The following is a 16,823-nucleotide window of genomic DNA, read 5'->3' on the forward strand; positions in this document are numbered from 1 at the left end:
ATGCTGAATCCGCAGCATCCGCGCGTCTATCCTTCGAATTCTGTTGCCAAAGCGACATTTCGCTGTCAGCATCGACATATGAACTCTGATCTGCAGCAGAAAGCGAAGGACCACCTCTGGATGCACTTCACCCGCCAGTCGACGATGGAGTCGCACGGTGTGCCGGTGATCGTCAAAGGTGAGGGCCACCACATCTGGGATGCCGAGGGCCGCAAGTACATCGACGGCCTGGCCGGACTGTTCGTCGTCAACGCCGGACATGGTCGACGGCGCCTCGCCGAGGCGGCCGCGAAGCAGGCCGGGGAGCTGGCGTTCTTCCCGCTCTGGTCGTACGCGCACCCGGCCGCGATCGAGCTCGCCGACCGACTGGCCGACCACGCCCCCGGCGACCTGAACCGCGTGTTCTTCAGCACCGGCGGCGGTGAGGCGGTCGAGACGGCCTTCAAACTGGCGAAGCAGTTCTGGAAGCTGCAGGGTCGCCCTGCCAAGCACAAGGTCATCTCGCGCTCCGTCGCGTACCACGGCACACCGCAGGGCGCGCTGGCGATCACGGGCATCCCGGCGATGAAGGAGATGTTCGAGCCGATCACCCCCGGCGGCTTCCGGGTGCCGAACACGAACTTCTACCGTGCCGACGAGATGGGCGGTCCGACGGGAGACGCCGAGGCGTTCGGGCGCTGGGCGGCCGACCGCATCGAGGAGATGATCCAGTTCGAGGGGCCAGAGACGGTCGCCGCCGTGTTCCTCGAGCCGGTGCAGAACTCCGGCGGGTGCTTCCCGCCGCCGACCGGCTACTTCCAGCGCGTCCGCGAGATCTGCGACAGATACGACGTGCTGCTCGTCTCGGACGAGGTCATCTGCGCGTTCGGCCGCGTCGGGCACATGTTCGCGTGCGATGCGTATGGGTACGTGCCCGACATGATCACGTGCGCGAAGGGGATGACGAGCGGATACTCCCCCATCGGCGCCACGATCATCTCCGACCGCATCTACAAGCCGTTCTCGAAGGGGCAGACCTACTTCCCGCACGGGTACACCTTCGGCGGGCATCCGGTGTCCGCCGCGGTGGCTCTCGAGAATCTGGCAATCTTCGACGAAGAGGGGCTCAATGCCCACGTGCGGGAGAACTCCCCGCTGTTTCGCGCCGAACTCGAGGCGCTGCTCGACCTGCCCATCGTCGGGGATGTCCGCGGCGACGGGTACTTCTTCGGCATCGAACTGGTCAAGGACAAGTCCACCAAGCAGACCTTCGACGAGGACGAGTCCGAGCGGCTGCTGCGCGGATTCCTCTCCAGGGCGCTGTATGACGCTGGCCTGTACTGCCGCGCCGACGACCGCGGCGACCCGGTCATCCAGCTGGCCCCTCCGCTGACCATCGGGCCTTCCGAGTTCCGCGAGATAGGCGGCATCCTGCGAGGCGTCCTCTCGGAGGCCTCCCGGATCCTCTGACGCCGAGGCCGAGATCAGGCTTCGTAGACCCGCACGCCCTCGACCCAGGTGCCGAGCACCCGAGTGTCGCCGATCTCGTCGGCCGGACCTTCGAACGGGTCCCGGTCGAGCAGGGCGAGATCGGCCAGCATCCCGACGCGGATCGTGCCCGTCTCGGGCAGGGAGTTCACCCGTGCCGATCCGGCCGTGTACGCGTGCAGCGCAGTGCCGAGGTCGATCGCCTGCTCGGGCAGGAACGGCGGGTAGTCGCCCTCCCACTCCGAGGGCGCGGAGCGCCGGTTCACGGCCGTGTGGATGGCCGCCATCGGATCCGGCGTCGACACCGACCAGTCGCTGCCGGCGGCGAGCGCAGCGCCGGCGCGCAGCAGATCCCCGAACGGATACTGCCAGCTCGAGCGCTCCTCACCGAGGAACGGCAGGGTGAGGTCGACCATCTGCGGCTCGAGCGTCGCCCACAGCATCTGCATGTTCGCGGTGACGCCGAGCCTGCGGAACCGCGGCACGTCGTCCGGGTGGATCACCTGGATGTGCGAGATGTGGTGCGGGTTGCCACGCGGGCCGTTGCGCTTCAGCGCCGTCTCGACCGCGTCGAGGCACTCGCGCACTGCGCGATCGCCGATGGCGTGGAAGTGCAGGGTGAAGCCGAGCGCGTCCAGACGCGTGGCGGCCTCGTTCAGCACGTCGGGTGCGACGAAGGAGATCCCGGCATTCTCGGTCGGATGCCCGTGGCCGTCGCAGTACGGCTCGAGCATGGATGCCGTGAAGTTCTCGGCCACGCCGTCCTGCATGATCTTGATGCTGGTCGCGGCGAATCGTCCGACCCGGCCGCTTTCGCGACGCGCCACGAGATCATCGATCTGCTCCAGCCCTCGCGTGCGGTCCCACCACAGCGAGCCGACGACCCGGCCGGTGAGCTCCCCGGCCGCGGCTGCCGCTGTGTACACCGGCAGCGGGTCGCCCGCGTCGCTGTACTGCGTGCCGACGATGGCGTCCTGCCAGGCGGTGATCCCGAACGAGTGCAGGTAGCGCTGTCCGACGGCGAGCGCCTCGCGCAGCCGCTCATGCGGCTCTTCCGGCAGCAGACGATTCACGAGCGTCATCGCACCCTCGTGCAGCGTGCCGCTCGGGTTGCCGTCGACATCCCGCTCGATGCGGCCGTCGTCGGGATCAGGGGTGTCGCGGGTGATGCCGGCCATTTCCAGCGCACGCGAGTTCACCCACGCGCCGTGTCCGTCGCGGTTCGGAAGGAACGCCGGCCGGTCGTCGACCACACCATCCAGCGCCGCCGCGGTCGGCGTCCCGCCCGGGAAGGCCGACATCTGCCAGCCGCCGCCGAGCACCCACTCCTCGTCGCGGTGCTCAGCGGCATAGGCGCGGATGCGATCGAGGTACTCGTCCTGAGTGGCGAGGTCTGCGAGGTCGCAGCGGAGCATGTCCAGCCCGCCCCAGAGCGGATGCACGTGGGCGTCCTGAAACCCGGGGATCAGCATCCGGCCGTCGAGGTCGATGATCTCGGTCGCCGGACCGATCAGCTCGGCGGCATCCGATCCGACGGCGACGATGCGCCCGCCGGACACGGCGACGGCGTCGGCGCGGCACCTGCTGGCATCCGAGAGGAACACCCGGCCGCCGTACGGGCCGCCGGCGAACACGAGATCCGCGTAGGTCATCTCCACCACTCTCTCTTCCACTCAGCCGCCGGCCATGGTGCGCGCGATCTCGGTCGTCGAGTCGCCCGCGCGCTTGAGCACCACGGCGACGAGCGCCAGCGACGCGAGCGTCAGCACGAGCATCACCGTCGACACGGCCGCGATCTCCGGCCGCAGGCCGCTGCGCAGCGAGCTGAGCACGTACACCGGCCACGGGGTCGTGCCCGACACCTGCACGAACGACGCGACGATCGTGTTGTCGAGGCTGAGAGTGAACGACAGCAGGAATCCTGCCAGCACTGCGGGCATCGCCAGCGGCAGGGTGACGCGCAGGAACGTGCGAAGCGGCGTCGCGTAGAGGTCCGCCGATGCCTCCTCGAGTCGTGCGTCCAGCCCGACCAGCCGGGCGCGCACGATGTACGAGACCACGGCGACCGAGAACAGCGAATGCCCGATCACGAGCCGCGCGGTGCCGTCATTGAACAGCGCGAGTCCGAGGTCCTGACCGAGGAAGACCAGCCACGGCAGAAGGGCGACGGCGTCGACGATCTCGGGCGTCACCGAGACCAGCAGCAGCAGGCCGAGGAACCACCAGGTCCATCGCCCCGGACGGCGCGCCATCGCGATGCCGGCCAGCGTGCCGAGCACGGAGGCGAGCAGGGCCGCGATGAGTCCGGTGCGCAGCGACACCATCACGGCGTCGCGGATCACCGGCTTCTCGACGAGCGCCGCGAACGGCTCGAGACTGAAGCTCTCCCAGGCGACCAGCAGCCGACCCGAGTTGAACGACGCCAGGATGATGACGACGATCGGCAGGAACAGGAACGCGAAGACGAGCACCGACCAGGCGCCGAGCAGACGGTCGCCGGCTGCGCCACCGCGTCGATGCGTGCGTGCGAAGCTCATGAGGCCTCCCCGAGGACGAGACGGTTTCGGTTGCGGAACGGCATCGAGATGAGCCACAGCAGTGCACCGGCCACGGCGATCGTGAGCATGATGATGAGGATGAGCATGACGGCCATCGCCGAGCCCAGCGCCCAGTTCTGCGCGGTTCCGAACTGGCTGGCGACGAGTTGACCGACCATGTTGCCCTGTGCCCCGCCCAGCACCGTGGCAGTGATGTAGTCGCCCATCAACGGGATGAACACGAGCAGGATGCCCGCGATGAGACCGGGCTGCGCGAGCGGCACGGTCACCCGCAGGAATGTGCGCATCGAGCTCGCTCCGAGGTCCTTGCTCGCTTCTCGCAGCGGAGTGCCGACCCGGTCGAAGGCCACGTACGCCGGCAGGATCATCAGCGGCAGGTAGTTGTACACGACGCCGATCAGCACCGCTCCACGCGAGTACAGGATGTCGAGCGGTCCGTCCAGCACGCCGATTCCCTGCAGCAGCGATGACAGCCAGCCCTCGGGAGCGAGGATGACCTGCCAGCCGAGCGTGCGCACGAGGAAGTTCGTCCAGAACGGCACCATCACCAGGGCGATCAGCAGCCCCCGGCGCGACGGCGGCGCCTTGACCGCCATCCAGTACGCCACGGGAGCCCCGATCACCAGACACAGCAGCGTGCCGAGCACACCGACCCACAGGGTGTTCTGGAACGTCGAGAAGAACGTCGGCGACATGGCCTCGGCATACCTGTCGAGTGAGAGCACGTCGTTGGCGTGGGTTCCGAAGATCCCCGGCTTGTAGCCGAAGCTGAACCACACCACCATCGCGATGGGGGCGATGAAGAAGATGGCGAGCCACGCCCAGGCGGGCACGGCCATGCCGAACCGCGGACTACGCACCGGCAGCGGCCTTGGTCTTGTTCCAGATCTCGACGATGCGGCCCTGCGCCTCGGTCACTTCGCCTTCGTGCATGGTCGCGACCTGCTCCGGTTCGAAGAAGACCATGTCGAGCATCTCGAGGCCGGCCTCCTCGGCGGCGGCGCGGATGTCCTTCGCGCCGGTGTCGTAGCCGATGTAGTCGACCTGCGCGAGCTGGTTCTCCGGTGTGAGGATGAAGTTGAGGAACGCGTGCGCGGCCTCGGGATGCGGGGCGCCGACGGCCAGTGCCCAGTTGTCCATCCACAGCTCGGTGTCCGGTGCGCCGAGCACCCACTGCCAGCGATCCGGGTCGGGCGACTCCTGGATGCCGATGCGGGCGTCCCCGTTCCACACCTGCATGAGCACGTGCGACGCCTGCGGGATGGCGGCGCCACCCGGGTACGAGTCGAATGCGGAGATGTGCGGTGCAAGCTCTTCGACGAGGAACTTCTCGCATGCGTCGAGGTGTGCAGGATCGGTGGTGTTCCAGTCGATGCCGTTGGCCCAGTAGTAGATGCCGCCGAGCGGGGCCGGGTCATCGAGCACCGACGTCTTCCCGGATGCCTCGTTCTGCGCGGCATCGATGAAGTCGTTCCAGGTCTTCAGTTCGCGCGTGATGACCGTCTTGTCGTACACGAACCCGGTGGTTCCCCACGCCTTGCAGATCGAGTACTCGTTGTTCGGGTCCCACGCGCGCCCGAGGAAGTCGGGGTCCATGTGCTCGATGTTCGGAATGAGGTCGAGGTTGAGCTTGGCGAGCAGTCCGTTCTCGATCATCTGCGGGATGAACACGCCCGTCGGCACGACCAGGTCGTATCCGCTGGTGCCCTTGGCTGCGACGAGCTTGGCGATCATCTCCTCGTTGGAGGCGAAGGTGTCCATGATGACTTTCGGCCCGAACTCACTCGTGAACGCGTCGACCACCTCGGGGGCGTCGTACTCTCCCCAGCTGTAGACCGACAGCTCACCCTCGACCTCGCCACCCGTGGCGCCCGGCGCCGGCGCGCTGGAGCCGCCGGGAGAGCATGCAGTGAGGATTCCGGCGGCGCCCAGCGCCGCGATCGTCCCCATGAACCCGCGACGGGTGAGCTGGCGACGGACCAGAGGTGCGACCGAGGTGTCGGCAAGGATGCGGATGCTGTTGCTGTCGTTCATGAGAGGCACTCCTTCGTGCGTTCGGGTGGGTGCTTTCTGGCTTCAGGGTCTGCGCGGTTCGGGTGCTGTGCGGTTCAGGCGCGGGCGCGATCGGGCAGGTTGATCACGTGCGTCGCCGCGGTCGGGGCTCCTTCTGCGGCGAACAGGCGGACATCCGCGGGCGACCATGCGCAGCGCACGTCGTCGTCCACGGCGACCGCCGGGGCGGTGGGTGCGGGGGTGCGCACCAGCATGGTGAGATCTCCCGGCAGTCCGACGACGACCTGAAGGGTCTCACCCAGGTACGAGACGCTGAGCACGCGACCGTCGACTCCGGTGCCGGCGGTCCCGCCGGGCTCCAGACTGATGAACTCGGGGCGGATCGCAGCGACCGCCGCCTCGCTCGGTGACACGGGATCCGCACCCCAGTCGCCGGCGATCACGCCGACCGGCGTGTCGATCGCGGCGCCATCCGCGGTGACGCTTCCCTGCAGGAAGTTCTGCTGGCCGATGAAAGAGGCGACGTACGCCGAGGCCGGCGCCGCGTAGATCTGGTTCGGCGCGTCGAGCTGCTCGATGCGGCCGGCGCGCATGACGGCGATCCGGTCGCTCATCGAAAGGGCCTCACCCTGGTCGTGGGTGACGAACACGAACGTCGTGCCCAGGCGTCCCTGCAGCAGCTTCAGTTCGACCTGCATCTCCTCACGCAGCTGCCGGTCGAGGGCAGCGAGCGGCTCGTCGAGCAGCAGGACGCTGGGCCGGTTGATCAGCGCGCGCGAGAGAGCGATGCGCTGCTGCTGACCGCCGGAGAGCATCGTGGGCTTGCGGTCGGCGAACCGGCGCAGCTGCACCATGTCGAGGGCCGCGCTGACGCGTTCGCGCTGTTCTGTCTTCGGCACGCGGCGCTGCTGCAGACCGTAGGCGACGTTCTCGGCGACCGTCATGTGAGGAAAGAGCGCGTACGCCTGGAAGACCGTGTTGACCTCCCGCTTGTGCGGCGGCAGACCGAGAACGCTGCGCCCGGAGATGCGGATGTCGCCGCTGTCGGGATGTTCGAAGCCGGCGATCATGCGCAGCGTCGTGGTCTTGCCGCAGCCGGAAGGGCCGAGCAGCGACAGGAACTCTCCGGGCTGGATCGACAGCGACAGATCGTCCACGGCGACGGCTTCTCCGTAGCTCTTGGTGACGCCGCTGATCTCGACCCCGCCGGGCGATGCGCCGGAGTCGGATGCGGTCGCCGCGGGTGCGGAATCGGCCATGGAACCTCCACATTGAGTTCTGACTGCCGTCAGTCAACCACAGGAACACGAGGAGGTACAGCGAAAAGCGAAGATTGAGATGAAGTATGCGACGATATCCGTTGTCAAATTGATGCTTGACAACGGATATGCACCTACTTCCGATCGAAGTCGAACGCCTTCAGCAGTTCGTCGACCGCTTGGTCGCGCTGCTCGCCGCCCTCTTCGAACATGTGGGTCACGTGGGTGCGGAGGTGATTCTCGAGCAGAAGCCGGTTCAGCGATTCGAGGGAGCGCTGGATGGCGCGCGACTGCGTGATGATGTCCATGCAGTACTCCTCTCCCTCGATCATCCGCGCGACACCGCGCAGCTGCCCCTCGAGGATGCTGGTGCGGTGCAGAGCGCGCTTCTTGATGTCTTCGATCACCCTTCGAGCGTAGCCCGCGAACCTGCGTCCTCGCCCGCCTCGCGGCGACGCCCGCGGCGATCGGTCTTCACCCGTGAAAAGATGACGTCATGCCTCGAACACCGATGGCGCTGCTCTCGCCGGCCGACCAGGAGCGTCTGCGCGGCCTGCGCCGCATGAAGGCGGTCGCGCTGGGCGCGCTGCTGTTCATGGCAGTGGTCTTCGTGATCGCGTTCGCCCTGCAGGCCCGCTATCCGTGGCTCGGCTATGTTCGCGCCGCCGCCGAGGGAGGCATGGTCGGCGCGCTGGCCGACTGGTTCGCGGTGACGGCGCTGTTCCGCCGGCCGATGGGCCTGCCGATCCCGCACACCGCGATCATCCCGAACCGCAAGGATGAGATCGGTCGCACCCTGGGCGAGTTCGTCGAGACGAACTTCCTCTCCGCAGAGGTCGTGCGCGAGAAGGTCTCGACGACGGCCGTCGCCCAGCGCCTCGGCGACTGGCTCGAGCAGCCGACGCACGCCGAGCGCGTCGCAGCCGAGGGGTCGACGATCGCAGCGGCCGTGCTTCGTGCGCTCAGCGACGACGATGTGCGCGACCTCATCGCCGATCTGGCCCGCGATCACCTCGTCGAGCCGGAGTGGGGTCCGCCCGCGGGCGCATGGCTCGAGAAGATCGTCCAGGCGGACGCCCACCGCGGTGCTGTCGATCTGGCGGTGGACAGCATCGGCGGATGGCTCGACACGAACGCCGTGGCGTTCCAGGGGCTCATCTCGCGTCGCCTGCCCTCGTGGGTGCCGCGCCTGGCGCACCGCTTCGTGGACGAGACGGCCTACAGCGAGGCGGTGAAGTTCATCCGCGCGGTGCAGACCGATCCGCAGCATCCGGCCCGCCTGGCACTCGACGGCTACCTCACCCGCCTCGCCGACGGTCTGCAGCACGACCCCGCGATGCGCGCCCGTCTGGAGGGCGCGAAGGTCAACCTGTTCGACAGCCCGCGCGTGGCCGAACTAGCCGCCCAAGCGTGGAACACCGCGAAGACCGGTCTGCTCACCGCCCTCGCCGATCCGCAGAGCGGACTGCGCGTCCGCGCGGCGAGCGCGCTCGAAGACATCGGGCACCGCCTGACCACGGATGCCGCCTTGCAGACGCGCGTCGACGGCTGGGCCACCGAGGCAGCGGTCTTCCTCGTCGACCGCTACCGGCACGACATCGCCTCGATCATCACCGACACCGTGGAGCGCTGGGACCCGGCCGAGACGACCGAGAAGATCGAGCTGATGGTCGGCCGTGACCTCCAGTACATCCGTCTGAACGGCACCGTCGTCGGCGCCCTCGCCGGTGTCGCCATCTTCACCATCGCCCACGCCCTGATCCCCGGAGTGTGACATGATCTCCTCATCCGGCGCACCGCTGGCGCACGATCCGTCCTGGCCGCGCGCCGGCGGCTGGCCGGCCTTCGACGGCGCGCGCGTGGATGCGGCGCTTGTCGGCGTCCCGGCCTGGAGCACGTCGCTCTCCCCCACCGGCGCGCACGCGACGCCTGCGGCCGTGCGCGAGGCGCTCGCCCGGTTCAGCCCGACGCTGATGGGGCCGCCGGCGGTCGATCTCGGCGATGCGCTGCGCATCGCGGATGCCGGCGACATCGACGACCCTGATTCTCCCGAGGGCACCGAGCGCACCGCCGCCAGAGTGGCCGAGCTTGCAGCATCCGCTCGCCGCATCATCGCGCTGGGCGGCGACAACTCGCTCACCTACTCCGTCGCCCGCGGCGCATCCGCATCCGGGCTGATCACGTTCGATGCGCATTTCGACCTCCGAGACGGCGTCTCCAACGGCAGCCCGGTGCGCCGGCTCGTCGAGGACGCGCCCGACGGGCAGCGCATCGATCCACGCCGCATCGTGCAGATCGGCATCGCCGATTTCGCGAACTCCGCCTTCTACGCGCGGCGCGCAGCCGACTGGGGCATCCGGGTGATCACGATCGACGAGCTGCGTCGTCGCGGCATCGATGACGTCGTCGCCGAGGCGCTTGAGATCGCCGGGGCGGGATCGGATGCTGACGCCACGGCTCGAATCCATCTCGACATCGATGTGGACGTGTGTGACCGTTCGGTCGCACCCGGGTGCCCGGCCAGTGTGCCGGGCGGCCTCGCAGCGTGGGAACTCCGTGCGCTGACCCGCGCCACCGCCTCGGATGCGCGCATCGTCAGCGCCGACATCGCCGAGGTGGATGCCACGGCCGACGCTCCGGACGGACGCACGATCCGCCTGGCCGCGCTGTGCGTGCTGGAGTTGCTGGCCGGGCTGGTCGCAAGCGCCTGACGGGGCCGAAAGGCCAGCCCGCGGACAGCGTACGTCCGAACACCCCGCGACGCCACCCCCTGTGCCGATGCCCCGACCGGGCTCATCCTTGAATGTTCACGAGAGGAGACTCCCATGAGCATCGCACCGGTGGAGGGCACCCAGACCGCGGTCTGCGACGTCTGCGGCAACACCTACGACAAGTCGTTCACGATCAGCCGCGGCGGCCAGGTGAAGACCTTCGACAGCTTCGAGTGCGCCATCCATGCCATGGCCCCACGATGCGCGCACTGCCAGTGCACGATCATCGGCCACGGCGTCGAGGCCGACGGCGCGACCTACTGCTGCGCGAACTGCGCACGCGAGAGCGGTGAGAGCGAGCTGGTCGACCGGGCCTGAACGTCGACCGGGCCTGAACGTCGACCGGGCCTGCACAGGGTCCACCCCGGCGCGCCGTGCTCACGCTCGGATCGCCTCTGCGATCGGCGTGCCGCCGTCGTTGAACCGGATGGTCCGCCCGATCGTCGAAGGGTCATGCAGGGCCGCGGCGATGACCATGGCGACATTGGCGCGCGACACGCGGCCGGACGACTCCGCGGCCGCGTCGATGAGTCCGGTCGGCGGGTCCAGCGTGAGCGCGCTCGGCCCGAGCACGGTCCAGTCCAGGTCGGCGTCCCGCAGAGCGGCATCGGCTGCGGCCTTCGCCTCGGCGTAGGCGAAGAAGGGGTTCTCCGGGTCGATGCCGTGATCCGCCGACGCGTTGAAGTACGACACCATCACGTAGCGGCGCACCCCGGCATCCGCTGCCGCGTCCATCGAGCGCACGGCGGCGTCGTGATCGACGGCCCTGGTGCGCTGCGGATTTCCGCCGCCGGCGCCGGCCGACCACACCACCGCGTCATGCCCTGCGATGATGCCCGCGAGCGCCTCGCGGCCCTCCGTCTCGACGTCGAAAACCAGTGGGTTCGCGCCAGTGGCTCGCACATCGTCGGCGTGATCCGGGTTGCGGATCACCGAGGTCACCTCGTCGCCTCGGGCGGTGAGCAGAGGAGCGAGAAGCAGTGCGACCTTGCCGTGGCCGCCGACGATGATGATTCGAGCCATGCCTCCCACGGTACCCGTGTGTGCGCCGGCCGAGGCCGCTATCCGTCAGCGCACCTGCACGCCGTCCTTCCAGACGTGCTTGATCAGCGGCACCCCCGGTCGGTACGCGAGATGCACGCGCGAGGGAGCATCGAGCAGCACGAGGTCGGCTCTCTTGCCCACGGCGATCACGCCGATGTCATCGCGGCGCAGCGCCTGCGCTCCCCCGGCGGTCGCCGCCCAGACCGCCTCGGCCGTGGTCATGCCCATATCGCGCACGGCGAGTGCGATGCAGAACGACATCGATGAGGTGAAGCTCGAACCGGGATTCGTGTCGCATGCGAGGGCGACCGTCACTCCGCCGTCGATCAGCGCGCGGGCATCCGGATAGGGCTGTCGCGTCGAGAACTCGACGCCGGGCAGCAGCGTGAGGACCGTATCGGATGCGGCGAGTGCGGCGACGTCCGCATCGGTCAGATACGTGCCGTGGTCGACGGAGGCCGCGCCCAGCTCCACGGCGAGCCGCACACCGTCGCCGGGCCCGAGCTGGCTCGCGTGCACGCGCGGTCGAAGGCCGCGGGCGAGGCCCGCCTCGAGGATGCGTCGCGACTGCGGCAAGGTGAATGCGCCCGTCTCGCAGAACACATCGATCCACTTGGCGTGCGGCGCACAGGCATCCAGCATCTCGCCGATCACGAGGTCCACGTACTCGTCACCACGATCGGCATACTCGGCCGGCACCACGTGCGCGCCGAGAAAGGTGACCTCCTCGGTCACCTCCGCGGCCAGACGCACCAGGCGTTTCTCCGTCTCGACATCGAGACCGTAGCCGCTCTTGATCTCGACGGTCGTCGTGCCCTGCGCGAGCATCTCGTCGAGAAGCCGCCGCGTTCCGGCACGCAGCTCGTCGTCACTCGCAGCGCGCGTCGCGGCGACGGTGGATCGGATGCCACCGGCCGCGTACTTCTGCCCGGCCATCCGCGCCTCGAACTCGGCGGACCGGTCGCCGCCGAAGACGATGTGGCTGTGACTGTCGACGAACCCGGGGATGACGGCGCGGCCGCGCGCGTCCACCTCCTCGCACCCCTCGGGGTCGGCGGGCACGTCGTCGGCCGGGCCCACCCACTCGATGCGTCCGTGGTCGATGAGCACCGCCGCGTCCGCCAGGTCTCCCGAGCCGGCGTTGGTGGTGAGCTCACCGATGTTCGTGATGAGGGTGCGCATGTGCTGATCCTCTCAGAGCATCGGGATGCTGAGGCCGCGCTCGCGGGCGATCTGCCTGGCATGCTCGTAGCCTGCGTCGACGTGGCGCATCACCCCGGTGCCCGGGTCGTTGGTCAGCACCCGCTCCAGCTTCTGCGCGGCGAGGGCGGTGCCGTCGGCGACAGTGACCTGGCCGGCGTGGATCGATCGCCCGATGCCGACGCCGCCGCCGTGGTGCAGCGAGACCCAGGATGCTCCGGATGCCGTGTTCAACAGCGCGTTCAGCAGGGGCCAGTCTGCGATGGCATCCGAACCGTCTCTCATCGCCTCGGTCTCCCGGTACGGCGAGGCGACCGAACCCGAGTCGAGGTGGTCGCGACCGATCACGATCGGCGCCTTCAGCTCGCCGGAGGCGACCATTTCGTTGAACCTGAGTCCGGCGAGGTGGCGCTCCTTGTAGCCTAGCCAGCAGATCCGGGCGGGAAGGCCTTCGAAGTGCACCTTCTCGCCCGCCTTCTGGAGCCAGCGGTGCAGCGCCTTGTCGTCGGGGAAGAGCTCGGCGATCGCGCGGTCGGTGGCGTAGATGTCCTCCGGGTCTCCGGACAGCGCGGCCCAGCGGAACGGCCCGCGGCCCTCTTCGAACTGCGGGCGGATATACGCCGGTACGAATCCGGGGAACTCGAAGGCGCGCTCGAATCCGCCGAGCTTCGCCTCGGCGCGGATGGAGTTGCCGTAGTCGAACACCGCGGCTCCGGCTTCCTGGAAGGCGACCATCGCCGCCACGTGCGCGGCCATCGACTCGCGGGAGCGCGTCGTGAACGCCTCGGGATCGCGCTCGGCCTCGGACTTCCAGTCCTCGAACGCGATGCCGATGGGCAGATAGGCGAGCGGGTCGTGCGCGCTCGTCTGATCGGTGACGACGTCGATCGGCACACCTCGACGCAGCAGCTCGGGGAACACCTCTGCGGCGTTGCCGACGACGCCGACCGAGAGCGCCTCGCCGGCATCCTTCGCGGCCACCGCACGGGCCACCGCCGTATCGAGATCGGCGTGATACTCGTCGAGGTATCCGCGCTGCACGCGCCGCGACAGGCGCGACTCGTCGACGTCGACTATGAGCACGGCGCCCTCGTTGAGGGTGACCGCGAGCGGCTGGGCGCCGCCCATTCCGCCCGCGCCCGCGGTGAGCGTCAGCGTACCCTTCAGCGAGTGGGTATCCGCGCCCAGCGAGCGTGCGACGGCGGCGAAGGTCTCGTAGGTGCCCTGCAGGATGCCCTGGGTGCCGATGTAGATCCACGACCCGGCGGTCATCTGGCCGTACATCGTCAGCCCGAGCGATTCGAGCCGACGGAACTCCGGCCAGGTCGCCCAGTCGCCGACCAGGTTCGAGTTGGCGATGAGCACGCGCGGAGCCCACTCATGGGTGCGGAACACGCCGACCGGCTTGCCGGACTGCACGAGCAGCGTCTCATCGGGCTCGAGCTCGTCGAGGGTCCGCACGATCGCGTCGTACGCCTCCCAGCTGCGGGCGGCGCGGCCGGTGCCGCCGTAGACCACGAGATCCTCGGGATGCTCGGCGACCTCGGGGTCGAGATTGTTCATCAGCATCCGCTTGGCGGCCTCGGCGCCCCAGCTCTTCGCGGTGCGCACGTTGCCGCGGGCGGCGCGGACGGTGCGGCTGTCGTCATGCACGGTGTTCTCAGACATTCGTGTGCTCCTTCGCAGTGCGGACGACCGCACCCGAGCGCACGAGCTCGGTGACGGCCTCCATGTCGGGTGAGAGGAAGTGGTCGGGGCCCGGGCCCGCGGCGACGGTGCGGACGAGGTCGCGCACGGCGCCGGTTGCAGGGCCGGGCTGCAGCGGCGCGCGCAGGTCGAGAGCGCGGGCGCCGGTGAGGATCTCGATGGCGAGAACTCGGGTGAGTCCGTCGATCGCACGGCGCAGCTTGCGCGCGCCGGCCCATCCCATCGACACGTGATCCTCCTGCATGGCCGAGGACGGAATGGAGTCGACGGATGCGGGGACGGCGAGGCGCTTGAGTTCGGAGACGATTCCGGCCGCCGCGTACTGCGCGATCATCAGTCCCGAGTCGACGCCGACCTCGTGGGCGAGGAACGGCGGGAGCCCGTGGCTGCGTGCCGGGTCGAGGGCGCGATCGGTGCGACGCTCCGCGACCGAGGCGAGATCGGCGACCGAGATGGCCAGGAAGTCCAGTACGGCGGCGATGGGTGCACCGTGGAAGTTCCCGTTGGACTCGATGCGCCCGTCCGCGGTGACGACGGGGTTGTCGACGACGGATGCCAGTTCGCGATCGGCAATCAGAGCGGCGTGCGCCATGGTGTCTCGGACAGTGCCGTGCACCTGCGGCGAACAGCGCAGCGAATACGCGTCCTGCACACGGCCGTCGTCGGGGCCCTTGTGGCTGTGCACCATGGGCGAATCGGCGAGGAAGGTGCGCAGGTTCGCCGCGGATACCGCCTGCCCGAGCTGCGGACGCAGCGCCATCAGGTCGGCCGCGAACACGGCATCCGTGCCGAGCTGCGACTCGATCGACATCGCCGCGGAGAGATCCGCGGTGGTGACGAGCGTCTCAAGGTCGTGCAGCGCGAGCAGCAGCATACCGAGCATCCCGTCGGTGCCGTTGATGAGGGCGAGGCCCTCCTTCTCCACCAGCACCAGCGGATCGATGGATGCCGCGGCGAGGGCATCGGCGGCGGGCGTGGTCTCAGTCTCTGCGCCTGTCGTCGAGCGCCACATCCGCACGTCCCCCTCGCCCATCGCCGCCAGGGCCACGTGTGCGAGCGGTGCGAGGTCGCCGGAGCACCCGAGCGAGCCGTACTCACGCACCACGGGCGTGATTCCGGCGTTGAGCATGGCCGCGTAGGTGTCGACCACAAGCGGCCGCACGCCGGTGCGGCCTGAGGCGAGGGTCTGCAGACGCAGCAGCTGCAGTGCGCGCACGACCTCCGTCTCGACCTCCGCACCGGTGCCGGCGGCATGCGAGCGGATGAGGCTGATCTGCAGCTGGCGACGCCTCTCCGGAGCGATGAAGGTGGTGGCCAGGGCGCCGAATCCGGTCGAGACGCCGTAGTGCGGGTTCGGATCGGCGGCGCGTCCGTCGATCACGGCGCGTGCGGCACCGACCCGCATCCGCGCGGAGTCGCTGATCTCGACGGCCGCGCCGTGGCGTGCGACGGAGACGACCTCGGACGCGGCGAGCGGACGGTCGCCGATGATGACGGAAGAGGGATGCTGCATGTCTCGATTCCACACCTGTTGGTGCCTGGAGAACGGCATTCCTGGCAGACTTTGTCTGTGATCCCAGACAACCCGGAGAGCAACGCGAGCCGCCCTCAGGTGCCCGCGGCGGACCAGACGCTGCGCATCCTGCGCCAACTCGCCCGCCGTCCCGCTCCGATCGCCGCGTCAGCGCTCGCGCGGGATCTCAGCATCCCTCGGTCGACCGTCTACCACCTGCTGCGCACGCTCGAGTCGCATGGCTTCGTGGTGCATCTTCCCCAGGAGCGACGGTGGGGCCTGGGCACCAGCGCGTTCGAGCTCGCCGGTGGCTACGCCAGACAGCAGCCGTTAGCCCGATTGGGTCGGCCAGTGATCGCGGCCCTCGCTGACCGCGTCGGTGAGAGCGCGCACCTTGCGGTGATGAGCGGACGCGATGTGCTGTACATCGTCGAGGAGCGCGCTGCGCGCAGACCTGCGCTGGTGACGGAGGTGGGCGTGCGCCTTCCGGCGCACCTCACCGCCACGGGACGCGCAATGCTCAGCACGCTGCCGCGCAGCCAGGTGCGCGCACTGTATCCGGATGCCGCCGCGTTCACGCATCGCACCGGGCGGGGACCATCACGGCCTTCTGAGCTGCGTGAGGTGCTGCGCGAAGCACGGCAGCGCGGCGCGGCGCAGGAAGATGGCGAAGTCACCGAGGGTTTCCGCTCGGTCGCCGTTGCGGTGCGAGATCACGCCGGATGGCCGGCGGCAGCTGTGGCAGTGACGTGGCAGCAGGAGCCGGACTCAGATCCGACGGATGCTGTGCGCGAGGCGGCCGGAGTGCTGGAGTCCAGGCTCGGCTACACCTCGCGTTGAAAAGTGAAGGGCGTCATCCCAGCCGCAGAATGCGGACCAGGTGACGCCCCGGGTGGGTCGGATCTGTTCAGCTGCTCGCGCCCTTGCGAGTCTTGATGAACGTCTCCGGCTCCCGCTTTGCGCGCTTTTCGGCTCTCTTCTCCTTGAGTGAGAGCTTCGGCGCCTTCTTACCTGCTCGTGATTGCGGTGTCTTTCCAGACATTTACTCGCTTCCCCTTCTTTCGGCTGGCGGGCTTGTACCCTGACCATAGCCCGCCTGCAGGGGAAGTCAAATCGCAGGCGCCTTAACGCAAAAGAGCCACCCATCAATGGGTGGCTCTTTCACAGAAGAAGTCCGGCGGTGTCCTACTCTCCCACAGGGTCCCCCCTGCAGTACCATCGGCGCTGTGAGGCTTAGCTTCCGGGTTCGGAATGTGACCGGGCGTTTCCCTCACGCTATGGCCGCCGTAAC

15 protein-coding genes and 1 rRNA gene are annotated in these 16,823 nt (G+C 68.7%); 5 read left to right on the plus strand and 11 right to left on the minus strand.

Annotated features, from left to right (window positions below; genetic code table 11):
- The first annotated feature begins 78 nt into the window (after positions 1-78).
- Positions 79-1,449, plus strand: a complete 1,371-nt coding sequence (locus ACQUSX_RS15185; protein WP_428907663.1) for an aspartate aminotransferase family protein — start codon at positions 79-81, stop codon at positions 1,447-1,449.
- Positions 1,450-1,463: 14 nt separating this feature from the next.
- On the opposite strand, the gene ACQUSX_RS15190 is transcribed toward ACQUSX_RS15185, so the two are convergent.
- The 6 genes from ACQUSX_RS15190 to ACQUSX_RS15215 all read right to left on the minus strand — a co-directional run bounded on the left by ACQUSX_RS15190 (position 1,464) and on the right by ACQUSX_RS15215 (position 7,704).
- Positions 1,464-3,119 (minus strand): amidohydrolase, encoded by a 1,656-nt coding sequence (locus ACQUSX_RS15190; RefSeq protein WP_428907662.1) that lies wholly within the window; start codon positions 3,117-3,119, stop codon positions 1,464-1,466.
- A 21-nt stretch (positions 3,120-3,140) separates the two neighbouring features.
- The gene (locus ACQUSX_RS15195; RefSeq protein WP_428907661.1) at positions 3,141-4,004 is read right to left on the minus strand and encodes an ABC transporter permease; all 864 of its coding nucleotides are present in this window, start codon (positions 4,002-4,004) and stop codon (positions 3,141-3,143) included.
- Positions 4,001-4,864: an ABC transporter permease gene (locus ACQUSX_RS15200; RefSeq protein WP_428907839.1), complete on the minus strand. Its 864-nt coding sequence runs from the start codon at positions 4,862-4,864 to the stop codon at positions 4,001-4,003. The genes ACQUSX_RS15195 and ACQUSX_RS15200 overlap by 4 nt, the downstream gene beginning before the upstream one ends.
- Positions 4,865-4,877: 13 nt before the next feature.
- Positions 4,878-6,059: a polyamine ABC transporter substrate-binding protein gene (locus ACQUSX_RS15205; RefSeq protein WP_428907660.1), complete on the minus strand. Its 1,182-nt coding sequence runs from the start codon at positions 6,057-6,059 to the stop codon at positions 4,878-4,880.
- 74 nt (positions 6,060-6,133) lie between these two features.
- Positions 6,134-7,297: an ABC transporter ATP-binding protein gene (locus ACQUSX_RS15210; protein ID WP_428907659.1), complete on the minus strand. Its 1,164-nt coding sequence runs from the start codon at positions 7,295-7,297 to the stop codon at positions 6,134-6,136.
- Between the two features lie 134 nt (positions 7,298-7,431).
- Positions 7,432-7,704 (minus strand): metal-sensitive transcriptional regulator, encoded by a 273-nt coding sequence (locus ACQUSX_RS15215; RefSeq protein WP_428907658.1) that lies wholly within the window; start codon positions 7,702-7,704, stop codon positions 7,432-7,434.
- Between the two features lie 89 nt (positions 7,705-7,793).
- Between ACQUSX_RS15215 and ACQUSX_RS15220 the strand changes: the two genes are divergently transcribed.
- From ACQUSX_RS15220 to ACQUSX_RS15230, 3 genes are all read left to right on the plus strand, one after another.
- On the plus strand, positions 7,794-9,071 hold the full coding sequence (locus ACQUSX_RS15220) for a DUF445 domain-containing protein (RefSeq protein ID WP_428907657.1): 1,278 nt from the start codon (positions 7,794-7,796) through the stop codon (positions 9,069-9,071).
- A gap of 1 nt (position 9,072) precedes the next feature.
- Positions 9,073-10,008 (plus strand): agmatinase family protein, encoded by a 936-nt coding sequence (locus tag ACQUSX_RS15225; protein ID WP_428907656.1) that lies wholly within the window; start codon positions 9,073-9,075, stop codon positions 10,006-10,008.
- Between the two features lie 114 nt (positions 10,009-10,122).
- Positions 10,123-10,386: a hypothetical protein gene (locus tag ACQUSX_RS15230; protein ID WP_428907655.1), complete on the plus strand. Its 264-nt coding sequence runs from the start codon at positions 10,123-10,125 to the stop codon at positions 10,384-10,386.
- Between the two features lie 60 nt (positions 10,387-10,446).
- Here ACQUSX_RS15230 and ACQUSX_RS15235 read toward each other — a convergent pair whose 3' ends face one another.
- Genes ACQUSX_RS15235 through hutH form a run of 4 tightly spaced genes read right to left on the minus strand, consistent with a single transcriptional unit; the run spans position 10,447 to position 15,532 of the window.
- Positions 10,447-11,091 (minus strand): NAD(P)H-binding protein, encoded by a 645-nt coding sequence (locus tag ACQUSX_RS15235; protein WP_428907654.1) that lies wholly within the window; start codon positions 11,089-11,091, stop codon positions 10,447-10,449.
- Positions 11,092-11,136: 45 nt separating this feature from the next.
- Positions 11,137-12,294 carry an imidazolonepropionase gene (gene hutI / locus ACQUSX_RS15240; protein WP_428907653.1) on the minus strand — a complete coding sequence of 386 codons (1,158 nt, stop codon included), beginning with the start codon at positions 12,292-12,294 and terminating at the stop codon, positions 11,137-11,139.
- 12 nt (positions 12,295-12,306) lie between these two features.
- On the minus strand, positions 12,307-13,980 hold the full coding sequence (gene hutU / locus ACQUSX_RS15245; RefSeq protein ID WP_428907652.1) for a urocanate hydratase: 1,674 nt from the start codon (positions 13,978-13,980) through the stop codon (positions 12,307-12,309).
- A complete protein-coding gene (hutH, locus tag ACQUSX_RS15250) occupies positions 13,973-15,532 on the minus strand; it encodes a histidine ammonia-lyase (protein ID WP_428907651.1) in 1,560 nt (519 codons plus the stop codon). The genes hutU and hutH overlap by 8 nt, the downstream gene beginning before the upstream one ends.
- A 51-nt stretch (positions 15,533-15,583) precedes the next feature.
- Here hutH and ACQUSX_RS15255 point away from each other — a divergent pair, with 51 nt between their 5' ends.
- Complete coding sequence (locus ACQUSX_RS15255; protein ID WP_428907650.1) at positions 15,584-16,372, plus strand: IclR family transcriptional regulator; 789 nt, start codon at positions 15,584-15,586, stop codon at positions 16,370-16,372.
- Between the two features lie 332 nt (positions 16,373-16,704).
- Here ACQUSX_RS15255 and rrf read toward each other — a convergent pair.
- Positions 16,705-16,821 (minus strand): 5S ribosomal RNA (gene rrf / locus ACQUSX_RS15260).
- Positions 16,822-16,823 lie beyond the last annotated feature (2 nt).

The sequence above is a fragment of the Microbacterium alcoholitolerans genome (assembly GCF_050408615.1).
GTDB lineage: Bacteria > Actinomycetota > Actinomycetes > Actinomycetales > Microbacteriaceae > Microbacterium.